The 18,651-nt window shown below is 38.7% G+C and carries 13 protein-coding genes; 4 read left to right on the top strand and 9 right to left on the bottom strand.

Annotated features, from left to right (window positions below; translation table 11 throughout):
- The first annotated feature begins 481 nt into the window (after nt 1-481).
- Nucleotides 482-1,852, top strand: coding sequence for a methyltransferase RsmF C-terminal domain-like protein (locus ABI367_RS06055; RefSeq protein WP_462230102.1), 1,371 nt, complete (start codon nt 482-484; stop codon nt 1,850-1,852).
- A 5-nt stretch (nt 1,853-1,857) separates the two neighbouring features.
- Here the strand turns inward: ABI367_RS06055 and ABI367_RS06050 are convergent, their stop codons facing one another.
- Nucleotides 1,858-2,550 (bottom strand): Crp/Fnr family transcriptional regulator, encoded by a 693-nt coding sequence (locus ABI367_RS06050; RefSeq protein ID WP_462230100.1) that lies wholly within the window; start codon nt 2,548-2,550, stop codon nt 1,858-1,860.
- 377 nt (nt 2,551-2,927) lie between these two features.
- Here ABI367_RS06050 and ABI367_RS06045 point away from each other — a divergent pair, with 377 nt between their 5' ends.
- Both ABI367_RS06045 and ABI367_RS06040 read left to right on the top strand, forming a co-directional pair.
- Nucleotides 2,928-4,661: a chloride channel protein gene (locus ABI367_RS06045; protein WP_462230098.1), complete on the top strand. Its 1,734-nt coding sequence runs from the start codon at nt 2,928-2,930 to the stop codon at nt 4,659-4,661.
- 82 nt (nt 4,662-4,743) lie between these two features.
- Nucleotides 4,744-5,112: a response regulator gene (locus ABI367_RS06040; protein ID WP_462230096.1), complete on the top strand. Its 369-nt coding sequence runs from the start codon at nt 4,744-4,746 to the stop codon at nt 5,110-5,112.
- Nucleotides 5,113-5,195: 83 nt separating this feature from the next.
- Here ABI367_RS06040 and ABI367_RS06035 read toward each other — a convergent pair whose 3' ends face one another.
- Nucleotides 5,196-8,150, bottom strand: a complete 2,955-nt coding sequence (locus ABI367_RS06035; RefSeq protein ID WP_462258045.1) for an outer membrane beta-barrel protein — start codon at nt 8,148-8,150, stop codon at nt 5,196-5,198.
- Nucleotides 8,151-8,631: 481 nt separating this feature from the next.
- Between ABI367_RS06035 and ABI367_RS06030 the strand changes: the two genes are divergently transcribed.
- The gene (locus ABI367_RS06030) at nt 8,632-8,898 is read left to right on the top strand and encodes a hypothetical protein (RefSeq protein ID WP_462230092.1); all 267 of its coding nucleotides are present in this window, start codon (nt 8,632-8,634) and stop codon (nt 8,896-8,898) included.
- Here ABI367_RS06030 and ABI367_RS06025 read toward each other — a convergent pair whose 3' ends face one another.
- From ABI367_RS06025 to porX, 7 genes are all read right to left on the bottom strand, one after another.
- Nucleotides 8,899-10,125 (bottom strand): PDZ domain-containing protein, encoded by a 1,227-nt coding sequence (locus ABI367_RS06025; RefSeq protein WP_462230090.1) that lies wholly within the window; start codon nt 10,123-10,125, stop codon nt 8,899-8,901.
- Between the two features lie 55 nt (nt 10,126-10,180).
- On the bottom strand, nt 10,181-11,164 hold the full coding sequence (locus tag ABI367_RS06020; protein ID WP_462230088.1) for a YihY/virulence factor BrkB family protein: 984 nt from the start codon (nt 11,162-11,164) through the stop codon (nt 10,181-10,183).
- 90 nt (nt 11,165-11,254) lie between these two features.
- Nucleotides 11,255-15,007, bottom strand: a complete 3,753-nt coding sequence (locus tag ABI367_RS06015) for a transglutaminase domain-containing protein (RefSeq protein ID WP_462230086.1) — start codon at nt 15,005-15,007, stop codon at nt 11,255-11,257.
- Nucleotides 15,008-15,020: 13 nt separating this feature from the next.
- Nucleotides 15,021-16,247 carry an alanine dehydrogenase gene (locus tag ABI367_RS06010; RefSeq protein WP_462230084.1) on the bottom strand — a complete coding sequence of 409 codons (1,227 nt, stop codon included), beginning with the start codon at nt 16,245-16,247 and terminating at the stop codon, nt 15,021-15,023.
- A gap of 49 nt (nt 16,248-16,296) precedes the next feature.
- A complete protein-coding gene (tsaE, locus tag ABI367_RS06005) occupies nt 16,297-16,713 on the bottom strand; it encodes a tRNA (adenosine(37)-N6)-threonylcarbamoyltransferase complex ATPase subunit type 1 TsaE (protein ID WP_462230082.1) in 417 nt (138 codons plus the stop codon).
- 43 nt (nt 16,714-16,756) lie between these two features.
- Complete coding sequence (locus ABI367_RS06000) at nt 16,757-16,984, bottom strand: addiction module protein (RefSeq protein ID WP_462230080.1); 228 nt, start codon at nt 16,982-16,984, stop codon at nt 16,757-16,759.
- A gap of 53 nt (nt 16,985-17,037) precedes the next feature.
- Nucleotides 17,038-18,591 (bottom strand): T9SS response regulator signal transducer PorX, encoded by a 1,554-nt coding sequence (gene porX, locus ABI367_RS05995; protein ID WP_462230078.1) that lies wholly within the window; start codon nt 18,589-18,591, stop codon nt 17,038-17,040.
- Between the last annotated feature and the right edge of the window lie 60 nt (nt 18,592-18,651).

Below are 18,651 nucleotides of genomic sequence, written 5' to 3'. Positions count from 1 at the left end.
CAAACCTTCTTTTAGTTAGCAGTTGTGAGTTTTCAGTTTGCAGTTACCCGCTCTCCTCCTTCTTTCAACCTCGCTTACCTTTAAAGGCCCGCTACGCTGCATGATTTTCTATTTCTTAAAAGAACTTTTATTGGTCTCTGTCGCAGAGAACCTATTTTTAAAATCCCGTAGGATATTAATTTTTTAACCTTTTGCCTCGTTACCGAAGCGGCTGCAAAGATGCGAATAATTTAGTATACGTGTCAAGTGTTATTTTCACTTTTTTCAATATATTTTTTTAACTCGCAAATTTCAAAAAACAACCGCCTGTTTGATTAGGCGGGCTACAAATGTACGCACAAATAGGCACCCAGCCAAAAGAAATTAACAAAAAAATAAAACAAAATGTAATACGCTGTAAACTAACCCATAGCCCTTAAATTTTTGTTAATAACTGCCGCCGCACCTATCAGAAAAATTGAATATGTATATTTGAAATCAAATGGATAAACGCCTCTTTCCTGATAAATTTCTTGATCTGTTAACTATTGAGCCGGGTTTTGATAACGCAGGTTTTGTAAATGCGCATCAAAATAATAGCCCGCCAACATCAATTCGGAGCAATCCTTTTAAACCATCAATCACAAATAAGGGCGAAACGGTGCCGTGGTGCGCCGATGGTTATTACCTGGATACACGCCCATCGTTTACATTCGATCCGCTTTTTCATGCCGGCTGTTATTATGTACAAGAAGCATCATCTATGTTTATTGGCCATATTTTAAATTACATTAAACCTCAAAACGAGGCTATAAATGTATTGGACCTTTGTGCTGCACCGGGCGGTAAAAGCACGCTCATTAATTCGGCACTAAACACAAACGATTTGCTGGTAGCCAATGAGATTATTAAAACACGTGTGCCCATTTTGGCAGATAACCTTAACAGGTGGGGTACCGCCAATACTATAGTAACCAATAATGACCCTAAGGATTTTAACCGTGTAAAGGGCTTTTTTGATATTATATTGGTTGATGCGCCGTGTTCGGGCTCGGGCATGTTCAGAAAAGACCCCGCCGCAATGAACGAATGGAGCGAGGCTAATGTTAACTTATGCCATCAGCGGCAGGAGCGCATACTGGCCGATGTTTATCCGGCTTTAAAACAAGACGGATACCTTATATATAGTACCTGCTCATACTCCCACCAGGAAAATGAAGATATACTGGATTGGCTTTGCCAAGAATTTGATTTGGAAAGCATACGTATACCTATTAATAAGGAGTGGGGAATTGTTGAAACCGAATCGGACGGGGAAAAGGCCTGGGGCTATCGTTTTTATCCGGATAAAGTAAAAGGAGAGGGCTTATTTGCAGCTTGTTTAAAAAAGAAGGATAATAGCGGCGAACTGGCATCTTTTAAAAACAATAACAACCAAAAGGTACCCGCCACAGAGCTTGAGCAGGTAAAGGCTTACATAAATAACCCTGCCGACTATTATTATTTTAAAGTTAACGATGAATGGATGGCTATAAACCATCAGCATAAAGAAAGTCTGCAAATACTACAGCGGCACTTGTATATTAAAAAGTCGGGCGTTAGCATTGGGCAGGTAATGGGTAAGGACCTTATACCACACCATGAGTTAGCGCTAAGTATTATTATAAATAAACAGGCGGTATTACAAACACCGCTAACTTATGATGAGGCCATCCTGTTTTTAAAACGCGAAAACCTGCAACTGGATACTAATAATAAAGGCTGGAGTTTAATGACCTTTGATGGACAGGCGTTGGGCTGGGCCAAAATATTGCCTAACCGTATCAATAACTATTATCCCAAGGAGTTAAGGATACTATCGCAAAAGGCTTAATCATATTATACAATTTCGGCAGTAAGGGCAAGTAATTTTTGTTCGTTCAATATAACAATGTCTTTGCCTGATATGGATATCGTTTTATCTTCGGTCAAGTCAATAAGGACCCTAAATAATGTTTCATAGGCGGTTCCTGTAAATGATGCCAGGTCCTGGCGCGATAACTCTATATTAATGGCACCTTTTTCGTTTAAACCAAACTGTTTGCGTAATGTTATTAAAGCTTGGGCTACCCTGCCTTTAACCGGCATGTGCGCCAGGTTGCGCATTCGGTGTTCAGATTCTTTTAACTCATCAGTTAAAAACGTGATAAGGTTATAAGCCAGCGAAGGATTAACATTAAGACTTGATTTGAAAAAATCCATATCAACATAACAAACCACTCCCGCTTCAACAGCGGTTGCTGATACCGGATAATAATTATCGGCCCCTAAGCCCATGTGGCCCAAAATATCGCCACTGGTGGCAAATCTTAAAATCAGCTCCTTTTCTTTGCCCCAACGCTTATGCACTTTTACGCTAGCCGTATAAACAAAGTATATGCCGGTAACGGGGTCGCCTTCCTTAAATATAGCCTCGCCTTTTTTAACCCAATAACTTTTTTTTTGCGATGCAATGGCCGGCATCCAATCATTTAAACAAAACTTGCACAAAAAGCAACTTTTAAGGTCGCACTTATTATTGTCTTTACTCATTCGGATATATGATGTGCCACAATAATAAGCTATTGGACTCAATTAATGAATCACCTGACTGTTAATTTGCCCTGTGGCCCTTTTGCTGTGTTGAAGATAAATAAAATATTATACCCAGCAAACACACAACAAACACCGAAAACAACTGCCACAGGAATGATTTAATGCCATTACTATTTATTGCACATGCATTCTAATCATCTAAAACAACCAACTACGATATAACCAATCTGACTATTAAGAGATGGCTGTCTGTTTTTATACAATATAATTTAAACAATATTTATATTTAATTATAGTCAGAAAAATGGCATAAAACATTACTTATACAATATTTTATATCATTTTTTCTATTTTTGCAAAAAAGTATATTTTTTATGAAAATCCCCATCGTTAACGGCATACCTGTTTCGCCACTATTAAGTGATTTAACTACAAAAACAACCGGCAGTAAAAACAGTTTGCTATTAAAAAAACGCCTGCTTTTTATTTCAGCATTATCAGTAGTTGTGGCAATGGCCATCAGTGTTGTGGCTAAAGCATTAATTTATCTTATAAATTTAGTAACTAATATTTTTTTTTACGGATCATTTAACTTTAATTTCCACAGTCCGGCTTATAACCAGCTTGGGGCATGGGTAATAATAATACCTGCAATTGGCGGCGTATTGGTTGGCTTAATGGCGCTATATGGTTCAAAAGCAATACGGGGGCACGGCATACCCGAAGCAATGGAGCAAATATTGGTGAACCAAAGCAAGATCAAACCTTCCATTACTTTTTTAAAGCCCTTGTCATCGGCTATAGCTATTGGCACTGGCGGGCCTTTTGGCGCCGAAGGACCCATTATTGCTACCGGCGGGGCTCTTGGCTCAACATTGGGGCAAGTTTTTAAAATAACCAACAACGAGAGAAAAATTCTTTTAGCCGCCGGAGCCACCGCGGGCATGACCGCTATATTTGGCACACCCATAGCCGGCATATTTTTAGCCATTGAGTTATTGCTGTTTGAGTTTTCGCCTAAGGCGATATTGCCTGTAGCTCTGGCCTGCATAACCGGAGCAGCAGGGCATCATTTATTATTTGAATCGGGCCCTGTTTTCCCTATGCCCAATGTGCTTATACCCACAAACGGGGCGTTGGCTATTTATAGCGGTATTGGACTTGTGATAGGCTTTTTATCGCTGGGTTTAACTAAAGTTGTTTATTATATTGAAGACGGTTTTGAAAAATTACCTATCCACTGGATGTGGTGGCCAGCCATAGGCGGAGTATTTGTTGGTTTGGTTGGTTATTTTTATCCCCACACATTGGGCGTTGGTTATGATAATATCACGCATGTTTTATCGGGCAACATTACCATAACATTGCTAATTAACCTCATGTTTTTTAAATTCCTTTCATGGGCAATAGCGTTAGGAAGCGGTACATCAGGCGGAACGCTGGCTCCTTTATTAACTATAGGCGGCGCAGCGGGGGCCTTAATGGGTAGTATAATCTCAGTTATATTTCCCGGTTCTGGTATCAGCGTACCTTTGGCCGGTTTGGTAGGTATGTCGGCAATGTTTGCCGGGGCATCAAGGGCTTATCTTACCAGTATAACTTTTGCATTAGAGGCTACCATGCAATCAAATGCTGTACTACCCTTATTAGGAGCCTGTAGCGCGTCGTACCTTGTATCGTTTTTATTGATGGAAAATACTATTATGACGGAGAAGATTGCCCGCAGGGGTGTGTTTACTCCTGATTCTTACCGGGCCGATCCTCTGGAAAAATTAAGTGTATCGCAAGTTATTACCGCAGATGGTATAAACCTAAACGGAGATACCGCCATTAAGGATGCCGAAGAACTATTAAACAAACGTAAAGCACTATTTATTAAAGATACCGATACGCTGGCATTGGCCGCAAGCATAATGGCCAAAGAAAACGTGTATAAATTACCTGTAATTTCTGCAAAACATAATCAGGTTATTGGTGTTTTGACTTACAAAGATATTTTAGCAAGCTATAATTACAGCGTAGAAGAAAATGAGCTTACCAACTTACAAATTTCATTAAAGCGTAAGGGCCTTAAAATACTAATTAAGGGCAGGGGTAATAACTCATAAAACTACACATGTTTTTAACTAAACAACTTGTTTATAAAAAGGTTATCTTTAGTTTTTTAGCTATAGGAAATATGTGTTTAATATGACTAACAACAGCCCGCGCAAGATCATTATTTTTGATGATGATGATGATATCCTTTCTATATGCAACTATATTTTAAAAGAACAAGGCTGGGAAGTACATACTTTTACTGATTGTAATGATATAACTGACAGAGTTGTAAAAATAATGCCCGATGTAATACTTATGGATAATTGGATACCCGATGCGGGCGGCATAATTGCAACCCAAACTTTAAAAAAAACAGCGGCATTAAAAAATATACCGGTAGTTTACTTTTCGGCAAACAGCGATATACAATTATTGGCCAACCATGCCGGAGCCGAAACCTATTTGGCTAAGCCCTTTGATCTGGACGAATTAGAAAGGGTTATTAATACGGTAGTATAATTAGCTTATAAAAAGTACTATATAATAAAAAACGCACCCGATTGATCGGATGCGTTTTTTATTTTTAGTATTTGGCCGGACTATTAAAATGCGCCGGGCCTGCCCCCACCGGGACCGCCGGGACCACCACCGGGACCGCCGGGACCACCACCAGGACCACCAGGGCCGCCGGGACCACCACCCGGACCACCAAAGCCACCGCGATCACGACCGCCAGGGCCACCTGCACCGCCATCAAATCTTCTTTCTTGTGTTGGTGCCTTGCCTGCAAATTTTTGCAGTCTTATAGCCAATGTAGCTAAGAAATAACGACCAAGCCTGTTAACATTGGTTTGCGTTGTTATATTACCATTGGTGGTAACTGAAAAGCCTGTGTTTTGGTTAAATACGTCAAATGTGGAAAAACGTAAGGTCGCCCTGTTATCTTTAAGGAACCTGCGTTCAACATAAAGGTTTAATATATTAGGGTTAGTTGATTGTACGTTGCTGGCATAACCATAGTTTATTTGTTTAGTGTAGTCATAACCCAGCGTCCAGTCGGTAAAGAAAAAGTTTTTACCGCTTAAGCCTAATACCCACGTGCGTATATTTTGGTTGGCGCTATAAAGTGCGCTGGTTACAGAGTTTTTAGTAGTGTTAATAGCATAGTTGGTTATTGCCTGTAAGTCAACAACATCGGTTATATCAACCCTAAAGCGCATGCCGGGAGTTAATGTTAAGGTTTGGGCCGAATTTTTAATTAAGCCGCTTGATACATAGTTTTGATCAACACTTGCAGAATAGTTTGTGCTGTTAGTATAATCAACCCTGCCTTGTAACGATAAGGTGTACTTACGCTCGCTCCAGGGCTTTGAATAGGTTATCTGGCCGCTTGCTGTTGAATAGCCATCGCTATTTAAATAGCGCGTTACGTTGGTTCCCAAAAATCTTGCATCATAAGCCGGGTCTAAAGCAGCTGCAGCTGCACCTGTACTGGTAAGTGTTCTTGCATAGGTAGTTGTACTGCTTACAACCTGGTTGCTGATAGCGCTATACGATGCGTTGAAGAAAAATATATTTCCGGTAGCTATATTATAATTGTTGTAACGCAATTGAAAACTATTGGTAAATGATGGCTTCAGATCAGGGTTACCAACCGTTGGATACAGCGGATTGGTAAAATCGGGCACAGGTTGTAATTGTGTAAAACTTGGCTGACCGCTTGAGCCATTATATATAACATTAAACGATTGGGTACGTGAAAATGTATAATTGTACCGCGCTGTTGGCACAAAGTTTAACTGACTAATATGCGTAGACCTAGCGGTAGTTACCGAATAACCATCTAATACTGTTGGTTGTAAACCTACACCCAAAGTAAGATTATACTTTGATTCAACAACACGGTAGTTTAAGCCTACTTTATTTGTATTAAAAGTAAAGTTATAGTTGTTACTTAAATTGGCAACATTGTTTAAAGTGCCGGCTGTAGATAGGGTGTCAGTTTCTTTATCATTAGAAGTATAAGAATGACTGTATGCATAAGTTAACTCTAAATATGAAACCCTACCAATTGGTTCAAGGTAAGATAAATTAGCGCTTATTGATCTGGTTTTATTATCAGAATTAACTCTTTGGTCAAGTGGTGCCGTTGGTTTACCAAAACTGTATTTATACAGCGGATTATCAAACGAATTATTTTGAGATAAATTGGTTACCACGTTTATGCTCAGGTTGCGCCCTTGCGGAGTAAAGCGGTGGTTAAATAACGCGGTTAAGCCAAAAGTATTTGATGTTGAATTGTTAACATCATTTAAATCATACTCGGTATTAGGCGTATTATTTATGCTGTTTTTAGTATGTTCAACGCTGCTACCATTGTTTTGTGCAGAAGTAAACGTTGGGGTAACTTTTAAGTAATTTATGGTATCCGGTTTCCACTCTATGTTAAATTGAGCTCTTTGATTTACCGGGTGGGATAATGTTTTACTCTCTGTTGAATTACTGGTAGGTGTTGAGTTACGGTAATCAACTAAACTTGATTGATTGGTTTGCGTTTGGTTGTTTGAGTAACTGTAACTTCCGTACACGGCGGTTTTGGCGTCCCACTGGTCGCGGTAATTTAATCCTACTGAATGGGCATCGGTAATACCGTCGGCAACGGTTGCCAAACCGGTATTAAAACCGCCACCACCTCTGCCGCCTCTGCCGCCGCCACCACCGCCGCCACCACCGCCGCCGCCGCCGGAGAAATTGAAAGTATTTACGTTGGTGTTATTTATATTTCCTAAAAGGGTTATTTGCCTGTTTCCTTTAAAATTAAAAGCATTAACTGTTCCTAAATAGCGTGCAGCATTGGTTACACCGGGTGCAGCAGGCAACATATCTCTACCCACACCGCCTGTAGCTTGTACAGTATAGCCATAGTTTCTATCGGCTCTTATGGTCAAATTCAATATTTTCTGCGGATCACCTGTTCTGACTCCCGTTAAATTAGCCTGGTCGCCGTAATCATCAATTATCTGTATGCCTTCAATTATATCGGCCGGTAAGTTTTTGGTAGCGGCCTGTAGGTCGCCTCCCATAAAGTCTTTACCATTAATACGCACCTTGGTAACTGATTTGCCCTGGGCGGTAACATTACCATTCGCGTCAACCTCTACACCGGGTAGCTTTTTGATCACATCTTCAACAGGTGCATTTTCACGTACCTGGTATGCTGCTACCTTATATTCTACTGTGTCTTCCTTAAATTTTACAGGGTTTACACCAACTATAACCACTTCTTTTAACGTATTGCTAACAGCATGTAATACTATGTTTGGAAGTATTAAAATACTGGTATCCGGAAGTGTATAGTTTTTTATGATAGGTTGAAAACCAAACGAAGTGATATATAACTTTATCTTTTTTCCTTTAACATTGCTAAAAGTAAATTTTCCATCAGCATTGGTCATGGTAACCGTACTGTCGCCCAAATCTGATTTTAATTTAATGTCAGTTCCGGGTTGTGTCACATTAGCTGTATCTACAACAACGCCCTGTACTTGTTTACCCATTTGAGCATACGCGGCGGTGAGTGATAAAGCAAAAAGGACAAAAGTTAAATAAATATGTTTCATAATATTAAGGTGTTATGCTATTAAATAATAAGTGCTAAACATTATTAGGATGCAAAGGTTCAACTTATATTACATTATATAATTATAAACCATACGATTGTTACAATATATTATTAAAACAAACCATAATATTATCATTGTTACAATAATATGCAAATTAACCTTGCAGGTTCGTAATAAATATTTTAACTACACGGTTAATAATGTATCAGAACAATAATATAATTAACTATATAAAGGGTAGTGAGCTACAATTAGGGGTAGGTGATACTATTAATACAATTATCTCAAAACCAATACTTAAGCTATAAATAGATTAAACAATTTAATTAACGATTGTTTGTTAAAATTTTAACTTTTTTTAAAACAGACCTGCCCCATATTTCGTTAAAACAATATAACATTAACCCATGAAAACATGCGAGCGCCCTCATTACACACAAAAGTACATAACTGGATAGATGCCGTTGGCTTCAGGCTAAACACATCACAAACCAACAATAAAAGTATGGTTACAACCAATCATTACTTTTTTGAAACATTCAATTTGGTTGAAAAAGAAAAAAACGGCAATCATAAAACATCAAGATTTTTATGTTTTGATACTTATGGCGAGAAAATAAATGTAAGATCGCTATTTGACCTTCAAGTTGCCTTTTTTGAAAATCTAAGTCAGCTCAAATAATTATATACGGCGCTTTAGTGTAATAATAACTCGTTCCCGCGCTTTGTTGCGATAAATATCCAGAAGTATACTACGGTTGTTTTTTGATTTAAATAACTGATCTATCTGCTCAAGGTCCATATCAGCAACAGGCTTAAAGTTTATGGCTGTTATTTCATCGTTCCTACATATACCAGCCTCGTCAGCAGGCGAACCCGGTTCTACACTGTCAACAATAACATGCTTATAGCCATCACCGGCGGCATAGTATTGTAACCCGCTCATATCATGCTCAAAAGGCTCTTTGAAGCCAAAAGCAGGCTTAATAAATAATGCACTGTCGGCATAGTCAAAAATTAGCGTAAATTTTTTAAGTATATCCACACCAATATTTCCGTCGCGTTTTACCCTAAGTGCGCGCGTATCATCATCAGGAAAAGCAGTAAGCACATTATTTAACTTATATTTTCCCAATTTTACCACTTTAACCCGCCCTTTGTATCCGCTTATTAATCCATTTAACCCTATGCCCAAATTAGCTTTAATAAAATTGGATGAATAAATGCTTTTATCGGGTACATTTTCTAATGACAGTGCGTGCCCCGCACCAAGGTCAACAATAACTTTTCTTTCCTGTTTGGTTCCGTCACTCAATGTTACCGTTGCTGTCATATAAGGTTTATTTGCCTCAATCATCAGTGGTATTTTTATGCCTTTTTTAAAACGTCGCAGATGCTGCGACCTCATAACTGTAATAAGGCTGTCTGAAAAATTAACCTTAACAGCCAGCTTATTAAAAAACTCAAAGCCCAGTAAGCCATGTATAGGTATGCCGGCATAACCCGAAAGGCCAAAAGGATCCTTTTTTAAAATAGCGGCTGATACCTGGGTACTTGTAATGCCTTGTATATTAACATTTAGCGGGCCGGTAATATATGCTTCATAACTATCGCCCGCACCCAGCCCTGATACTGTTATAGTGCGTTTATCGGGAATACTAATTGAATCAACTAATGACGGATCGGTTATAATCATTATGCCCACACCTGTGTCCATAATAAAATTATATGGGCCGGCTTTATTAATTTTTAGTTGTACTATAACCAGGTTGCGTATAAGCTTAAAAGGGATTTTTACACGATTTACATTGCTGTTTAAACTAAAATATTGCCCCCTCGCCGTTGTAAAAAAACAGCACAGCAAACAGCATATCCCTGCTGAAAGTAAATACTTTTTTAAAAACAGCACCGGCACGTATTTATAATTGTAAATAAATTTACAAAATGTTAATAGTATATACTATTTATTTAGACGAAGGGTTGCTTTCAGTTTTTAAATCGTTTTTAACTTCGGGGTTTTGCGCGGGCAATACTTTAACTATATGCTCAACTTCGGTTTGTACAACGTACACTGCATATTCTGCCGGTTCAATTTTGCAGCCAATAGCTTCTGCATACACCTGGGTAAACTCCGCACCTATATATAATATTGCAGCAGTGTAGTATATCCAAACCAAAATAACAATTATTGACCCTGCCGCGCCATATACCGACCCTTGTGCTATATTTTGGATGTATTTACCTATTAAATATTGACCCAGCATAAACAACAGCGCCGTAAAAAAAGCACCTGAGCGTACGTCCTTCCATCGTATTTTCACATCGGGTAAAAACTTAAATATGATAGAGAATAGGGTTGTTATTACTATGGCCGTTATAGCTATATTAATGCCTTTTAGCAGCAAGCCTGTTATTGCCGGTAAAAATTGTTCTATACGCGCACTCAAAGCGTCCATTACCAGGTTGATTAGCAGCGAGGCCAACAATAGGAACCCCAGGCTAATAATAAGCGAGAACGACAAAAACCTGTTCTGCAATAATTTTACCCAGCCGCGCTTGGGTTTAGCCTTTACCCGCCATATTATATTTAACGAGTCTTGAATCTCTACAAATATGCTGCTGGCACCTATTAATAAACTAATCACACCTATAATAAATCCGAAATTACTTTTACCACTAAGCTTTAAGCTTATAACGGTATTATGTATCTGTGTGGCCGCATCCTTGCCTATATAGGCCCCTATTTGCTGGTACAAACCATCAGATTTGGCCAATGGGAACAAGCCTACTATGGCTATTATCAAAAACAATAGCGGTGCTATAGAAAATATGGTGTAATAAGCTAATGACGCGCTTAATTTTAACCCGTTATCATCATTAAACCCACTAAAAGTGGCTACCAGTATTTTCCAAACCTTATGCCGGTAACCTTTCCTTAAATACCTCATGTACACTAGCTATCAATACCTTATAAACACAAAAAAAGCAGTTTGTTTTTAAACTGCTTTTAAATTTAATATTTACGTTTTGTTAAGTCATTATTTCATGGCCAGTTCCTTATTATCTGCATCAACAATTTTTTTGAAAAAGTTACTAAATTCAGGTACCCTGTCGGCCGGTATATAATCCTTTTTTACTTTAACGGTTCGTGTTAAAACAATTTTGTTATGATCCATTTTGGGCACAATACTAAAGTCAATTATATCATTATTCAAGTTAACAGGTGCCGGCATTTCAACTATCTTTTTACCTGCGGGTAATGAAACAACTATAGTTTCAGATTCATTATCCATCGAAAACATTTGACTAACATCAAGCCCGGTTAGGCGCGGAAGCGTAATTTGAAAATCTGACGGCACAAACTTGTCTGACCATGGCAATGAAAAAATTAAAAGCCCGGCAATCTCCTTGGCAGCATTTTTTAATTCGTAGTCCATCCTCATAGATACCGTATCAGCGGTAACCTTATTCAGGTTGGCAAAGGTTAATTGGGTTATTTCATTATCAGGATATTCTGCAGAAAGTTCCTCCTTTTTCTTTTTCAGTTGATCTTTGGCAGAAAGATCCTTGTACACATCACGTAAAATAGCAGATCGCGCGGCAGTTTCAAACAAATTTTCATTCACTATCAGGTCTTTGTTCCTAAAACCAACTGTTACGTTTCTGCTTACGCTATTTTGCTTTCGGGTGGCCGGATTTAAGTATTTGATTGCTGCCGGTTCTTTATCACCGATATCGAGTATCGAAGAATTTAAAGACTGATTATAAATGGATTGAAATGGCAAATACTTAGATGTTAGCTCGATATAATATTCCCGGTTATTCAAATTTACTTTTGCTATACAGTGATTAAAATCAATTGTCGGCAGCGGCATACCATGCAGGCCATTATTACGCGTCTTTACCAATACCAGTTGCGCTGTTATTCCGGCTTCTTTACACATAGCCACAAAAAGCGTGGCTACATCCTTACAATCACCAATCCGGGTATTTATAACATCTGCCGGGTTTTGTGGTACAATACCGCTTTGCCTGAAAGACACCGAGCTGTAAGTAATATTATCGGTGATATAGTCATAGATCTTTTCTACCTTCTTCATATCGGTTAAGTTTGACTTACCTTCAAATAAATCACCTATCACCGACTTTATTTCATAATTGGTACGCGCTTTAGCTGTGGCTATATCGTTATACCAATCGGCAACAAACTTCCAATCAGGTATTGACGTGAGGTAAAGCCCATTTGCAACATCATCAAAAGAAGGCATCTTATCTTCGTAATTTATGCTTTTGGCATTATTACTCTTCCACACATACATATCAAACTCATCTTTACCGCTCTTTTCCGGTTCGATAGTTTGACCCGAAAATTTGTAGGTAAACTTCTTACTCTTATCAATAAGTAATGAATACTTTAAATTAGCTGATGGGTGCCCGCTGGTAAAATAAAACGAGTCCCAAAAATGAGATGCAAGCTTGCCATTAAAATAGTTTTCCAGCTTATACCTTATATTGATAATATCGCCAATTTCAAGGTTTGTAAAAACAAGGTTATTGTTGTTTCTTTCCGCGGGTATCTTATTCCCGTTAGCTTTTATAACCTCGGCGGTTTCTATTAAATAGTTTTGATCATTATTAACATCAAGCTCGTATTCCTTCCAGGTTTCAATTCCTTTTTGATTAAGAATTTTAGCTACCATGTACCTTTTATCTTCTGAGCCGCCGTTTTCATAAACAACTTTTTGCACTTCGTCATCTAAAACAATATAACTATCATCCGGATAGTCGCTCGCCTTGGGGGCTGTCTTTATTATTTCGGCTATATTAGGTTCGTCAAAATAACTAAACACCTCTTTTTTCCCCTCTACCTTCCTTAGCGCTTTTATAGTTTCGTAATTACTTGGGTTATATTTAAGGCCCGTTTGATAATATTGTATGGCTTTATCTTTTTGATTGGTTTGCTCATATACCTTGGCCAGTTCCGTATAATATTTACCTATAGTTGGCGCAATATTTATACAGCTTAAAAAGCATTCGGCGGCCTTGTCATACATTTGCTGTTCGTAATAATTGTTACCCAACTGGTCGTATATACCTACGCCAACCTGGTTGTGGGCTATCTGATCTTTATAAACCTTAAATCCCGCCTCCGGGTTTCCGGATTTAAAATAATCAGCCGCCAGTTCTTTAGCTACAGTATAATCATCATTGGTTTCATTATATTTTTTTAATAACTCAATAGCTTTAGGCAAGTCCTTTTTTAAATTAAGGGCTATTAAATACTGATAAACTGTAAAATCCTCATTATCAGGAAACAGTTTGTAGGCCTCGTCTGCATACTTTATAACTTCGTCCTGGTTTTTATTCAAATTGGCCAGTTTTATTTTGCCGGTATAAATAAACTCTTTTCGCGAAGCATATAACTGCTCTACACTTTTTATCAAATCGGCAGCTTTTTCATACGCCTGTTGCTCAACAAGTTCGTTAAATCTGAGCGTTAGCGCCATGCTACTTTCAGGGTCAGACATTTTTATGGTTTCCTGCACGGTTTGTAACCCGGTCTTGTTTTTTGACTTGCTAAATAATTCTAAAAGCATCTCATTTAAATAGGTGCTTTGCGGGTATATCTTTAACAATGGTTCAATAATTTTCCGCGCCTCAAAGGTTTTGTCAATGGTTAAATAGGTATGTGCCAATAAAATTTTAGCAAGCATATCCTGCGGGTTTTTCTTAACCTGGTCTTCAAAGTAAACGATGGCCGGCAACTCTATTTTTTTAGAAACATAATTGGTTTCCTTTTCATATTGATGATATTTTGGACTTTGAGTTAGTCCTGTTAAAACATGGCCCTTATCGTCGGTAATGCGCACCAAAAAGTTGGAATTGCCCGCATAGCTTTCGCCAATTTGAATTAAAACGCGGTTATACCCTTTGTGCAATTTAATGGTTTGTATATAGGCATCAAGATCATTATTACGTTCCTCGGGTTCAGATAATATCTGGCGGTCATTAACCCAAACCTTTACAGAACCCGACACGCCGATACGCAATTGTGCCTCCTGTTCTGCGGCGGAGTTAATAAAGCTTTGCGCAAAAATTATTGAGCTGTATGCATTAGCGTAATAGGTAAAATCAAACCATTTATCGTGGCGAATATAGGGCACAGTATGCCAGGCCACATCTACGCCTTTTTTATTAGTGAACGTGGCATTGTCCTCGGGTTGTAGCAGTGTTTTATATTCTTTATCAAACCCACTGGTTGATATGTTTTCAAATTCGGGGCTTATTGCCCAGTTATCAATCGAACCCTGGTTTGCAAACTCTTTATCAGCGGCTGTGGTATTTTTACTTTTATCAAAGTGTTTACCTATCATTGAATAAGCCATAGCCGCAATTGTGCCGTCGTAGTCCTTTTGCTGGGTTAGTTGTCGCAAAAAATCAAGTTGTTGTTCCGATTTTTTTCCGAATGTTTCATTTATTGAGGAAGTGTTCCACAAGGCGAATAAATAGGGCTGCGGGTTCTTGTTTTGACTATAAAACTTCTTAAAATAATTAAATGCTTCTACAGGATCCCCTTCCTGGTCTGCTACGAAGCTTAATCCAAGCGATGCTTCTTCGGCAGTTTCTTTTTGATTAGCCCCTTGTGTAAATAGGGTTTTGGCTTCATTTCGCTTATTTTCAAAAAAAGCCTGCCATGCATTTTTAAGGGTGTTTTGAGCAAAAAGCTGATTGCCGCAAAAAACAAAAAACAGGAGTGCACCTGCTTTTAAAAAAGTAGAAAATTTTGTCATAAGGGTTGGTTGGTTATCGGTTTGAAACAATTAATAAATCAAGATCTTTATATTGAAGTAAAAAACGTTCGGCTATGTGTTTGTTGGTGAGGTGGCCCTGGTAAATATAAACCGCATCGCGTATACCTGATTTTTGCCATATTACATTCTTAACCCCACCCTGTTCGCCAATATCAAGCAATATGGGGGCAAATATGTTGGTAAGCGCATAGGTTGCTGTACGTGCCACACGCGATGCAATGTTGGGTACGCAATAATGTATAACATCATACTTGCGGAATACCGGGTGTGTATGGTTGGTAACCTCTGATGTTTCAAAACACCCCCCCTGGTCAATACTTACATCAATAATAACCGAGTTAGGTTTCATGCGGCTAACCGTCGCTTCTGATACGATACAAGGGCTACGGCCATCTTCGGCCCGTATGGCACCAATGGCTACATCGCAGGTGGTAATAGCTTTTTCTAACACAATGGGCTGCACCACCGAGGTAAATACCCGGCTGCCAATATTATTTTGCAAGCGGCGCAATTTATAGATAGAAGGGTCAAATACTTTTACTTCGGCACCCAGGGCCAGGGCTGTACGGGCTGCATATTCGCCCACGGTACCGGCACCCAGTATTACAATTTCGGTTGGCGGCACACCGGTTATACCTCCCAGCATCAGGCCCTTGCCATCAAATACATTGCTCAAATATTCGGCAGCTATCAGTATTGATGTGGCTCCTACTATTTCGCTCATGGCGCGTATAACGGTTAGGCAACCGCCTTCGTCCAATAAATGCTCAAAACATAAGGCGGTTACTTTTTTATTTAACAGGGCCTGCAAACAATCTGCCTTTAAGGTAGCTAATTGAAGGGCAGATATTAATATCTGCCCGGGTTTCATCATTTCAATTTCCTGTAATGTAGGCGGGGCAATTTTTATGATGATATCGGCCTCGTAAACTTTTTTGGTATCAAAAACAATTTGAGCGCCCTGTTCGCTGTAGTCTTTATCTAAAAATTTAGCCGCTTTGCCGGCATTGCTTTCCAGTATAACCTCATGGCCATTATTAACCAGCAACGCTACCGATAAAGGGGTTAAAGCAATCCGGTTTTCCTGAAAGGATGTTTCTTTAGGGATGCCTATATAAAGCTTGTTCTTTTTATTCTTTACTTCAAGCATTGACTCCTGCGGTTGCATCATTGCCTGCTTTGCAATGTCCGAAAAGCCGGTATATTTCCCTGAGCTCATAAACGTTTTTTTCTGGATGATGAAGATAAGAAAAAAACCGCTTTAAAAACTAAAATTTATCTAAAGTTATCTGCCGCAAATTGTTCTCCATCACCTTAATGGCAACCTTTACATAATTATCAGGAAGTATACCCGGTATTTTTTCGGGCCATTCAATAAAACAGTAGTTGCCCGAGTAAAAATATTCGTCGCAGCCAATATCTAAAGCCTCGTTTTGGTTTTTAAGCCGATAAAAATCAAAGTGGTATATTTTACTATCCCGGCCTTCATATTCATTCACTATAGCAAAGGTTGGGCTGGTAATGTTATCATTGCTGCCCAAAACATCGCATAACGATTTTATCAGCGTAGTTTTTCCGGCGCCCATATCGCCATAAAAAAGAAAAATGCGGGAGGTGTCTGCATAATCAATTATTTGTTGGGCAATTGGAGGGAGGCTTAATAAAGAGTTGGCAGTTAGAATCATTTTAAAAAATTCAGTCTCTTATTCCATATTCTGGAATTTGAATTTATACCGTTAACTGCCTTGATACTTCGTCCCAATTTAACATCATATCGGGATTTCGCCGTGCTTCTTTAATTCTTTCAGCAACAATGTTTTGATGTTCAAGAGGAATCATACTATTCTCATCCCAAATAAATTCGTTTAGTTTTAACTTATCTTTTGGGCTAAGTTGCTTAACTGCGTCGACTATTTGCTGAAAATTTAGATGAATATTAATTTTTGCCGCATCCATATCGCTATTGTTTGATATATCAAAAATACAAAAAAAACCTATTTCAATAGCTATTATTTAGGCCCGTAGGTAGCTATCGGAATGATCACCTCTTCTAACGAAATACCCCCATGCTGAAAAGTTTCATTATAAAAGTTAACAAAATGATTGTAGTTGTTGGGGTACACAAAATAGGTGTCCTCTTTTGCAAATACAAAACTCGAACTTATATGCAGCTTGGGCAGCATCGCATCGTGCGGGTTTCGTACATGAAACACATCCTTAGCATTAAAATTTAAGTTACGGCCTTGTTTATAACGCAGGTTGGTATTGGTATTGCGGTCGCCTACTATTTTGCTTGGTTTTTTAACCCGTATGGTACCATGATCAGTTGTAATAACAACCCTTACCTGTTTTTGCGCCAAAAACTTAAGCAGGTCAAATAACGGCGAATGTTCAAACCATGATAGGGTTAATGATCGGTATGCCGCGTCATCGCTGGCCAGTTCACGTATCATCTGCATATCTGTACGGGCATGCGACAGCATATCCACAAAGTTATACACCACCACGTTCAGGTCATTCTTCATCAGGTTACTAACCGAATCATTAAGCGCGCGCCCCTCATCTACATTCAATATTTTATGATAAGAGTGTTTACAATCCTTACGCACCAAACGCTTTATCTGGTCTGAAAGGAAATTAGATTCAAATAAGTTTTTACCCCCCTCATCTTCGTCATTTTGCCACATTTCCGGATAACGCTTCTCCATCTCTAACGGCATCAATCCCGAAAAAATGGCATTACGCGCGTATTGTGTGGCTGTGGGTAATATACTGTAATAAGCATCTTCTTCTTCCAGCCTGAAATATTCGGATATGATTGGGTTAATAATTTTAAACTGATCGTACCTTAAATTATCTATCAATATAAAAAACAACGGGCCTTTTCCTTCCAGTTTAGGGAAAACCTTCTTTTTAAACAGTTGTGTAGAATTTGTTGGCGCAGTATCAGGGTTCTTTAACCAATCTAAATAGTTTCGCTCCACAAACTTGCAAAATTGAGTGTTGGCTTCGGCTTTTTGCAAGGTTAAAATCTCGTGCATACCGGCATCCTCCAATTGCTGTAGTTCCAACTCCCAGTATATTAACTTTTTATAAACATCAATCCATTCCTGGTGGTCAAGGTTATCATTAAGGGTAATGCCCAGCGTACGGAAGTCCTGCTGATAGGCCATGGTAGTTTTAGCCGTTACCAGGCGCTTATTTTCGGTAAGTTTTTTTATGGTGAGTAATATTTGCTTGGGGTGTACCGGCTTTATCAAAAAATCGTCAATTTTTGAGCCTATGGCATCTTCCATCAAATATTCTTCCTCATTTTTGGTTATCAGCACAATAGGCACATCGGTGTTAATTGCCTTAATTTGTGCCATTGTTTCAATGCCGGTAAGCCCGGGCATATTTTCGTCTAAAAAAATAAGGTCGAAGTGGTTATTCTTAAATGTTTCTACCGCGTCATTGCCATTAGTTACCGTGGTAACTTTGTAGCCTTTATCATTTAAAAAAAGTATGTGTGGTCTTAACAGGTCTATCTCATCATCAGCCCAAAGTATCGTTGTATCCTGCATAGTAGTATTTATTATAGTAACCCGTATAACCCTCAAAGCAACGGTTTTGTTGTAATATTA

The organism is Mucilaginibacter sp., from assembly GCF_039935595.1.
Lineage (GTDB): Bacteria > Bacteroidota > Bacteroidia > Sphingobacteriales > Sphingobacteriaceae > Mucilaginibacter.
The sequence above is the reverse complement of the archived record's forward strand: the minus strand, read 5'-3'. Positions and strand labels throughout refer to the sequence as shown.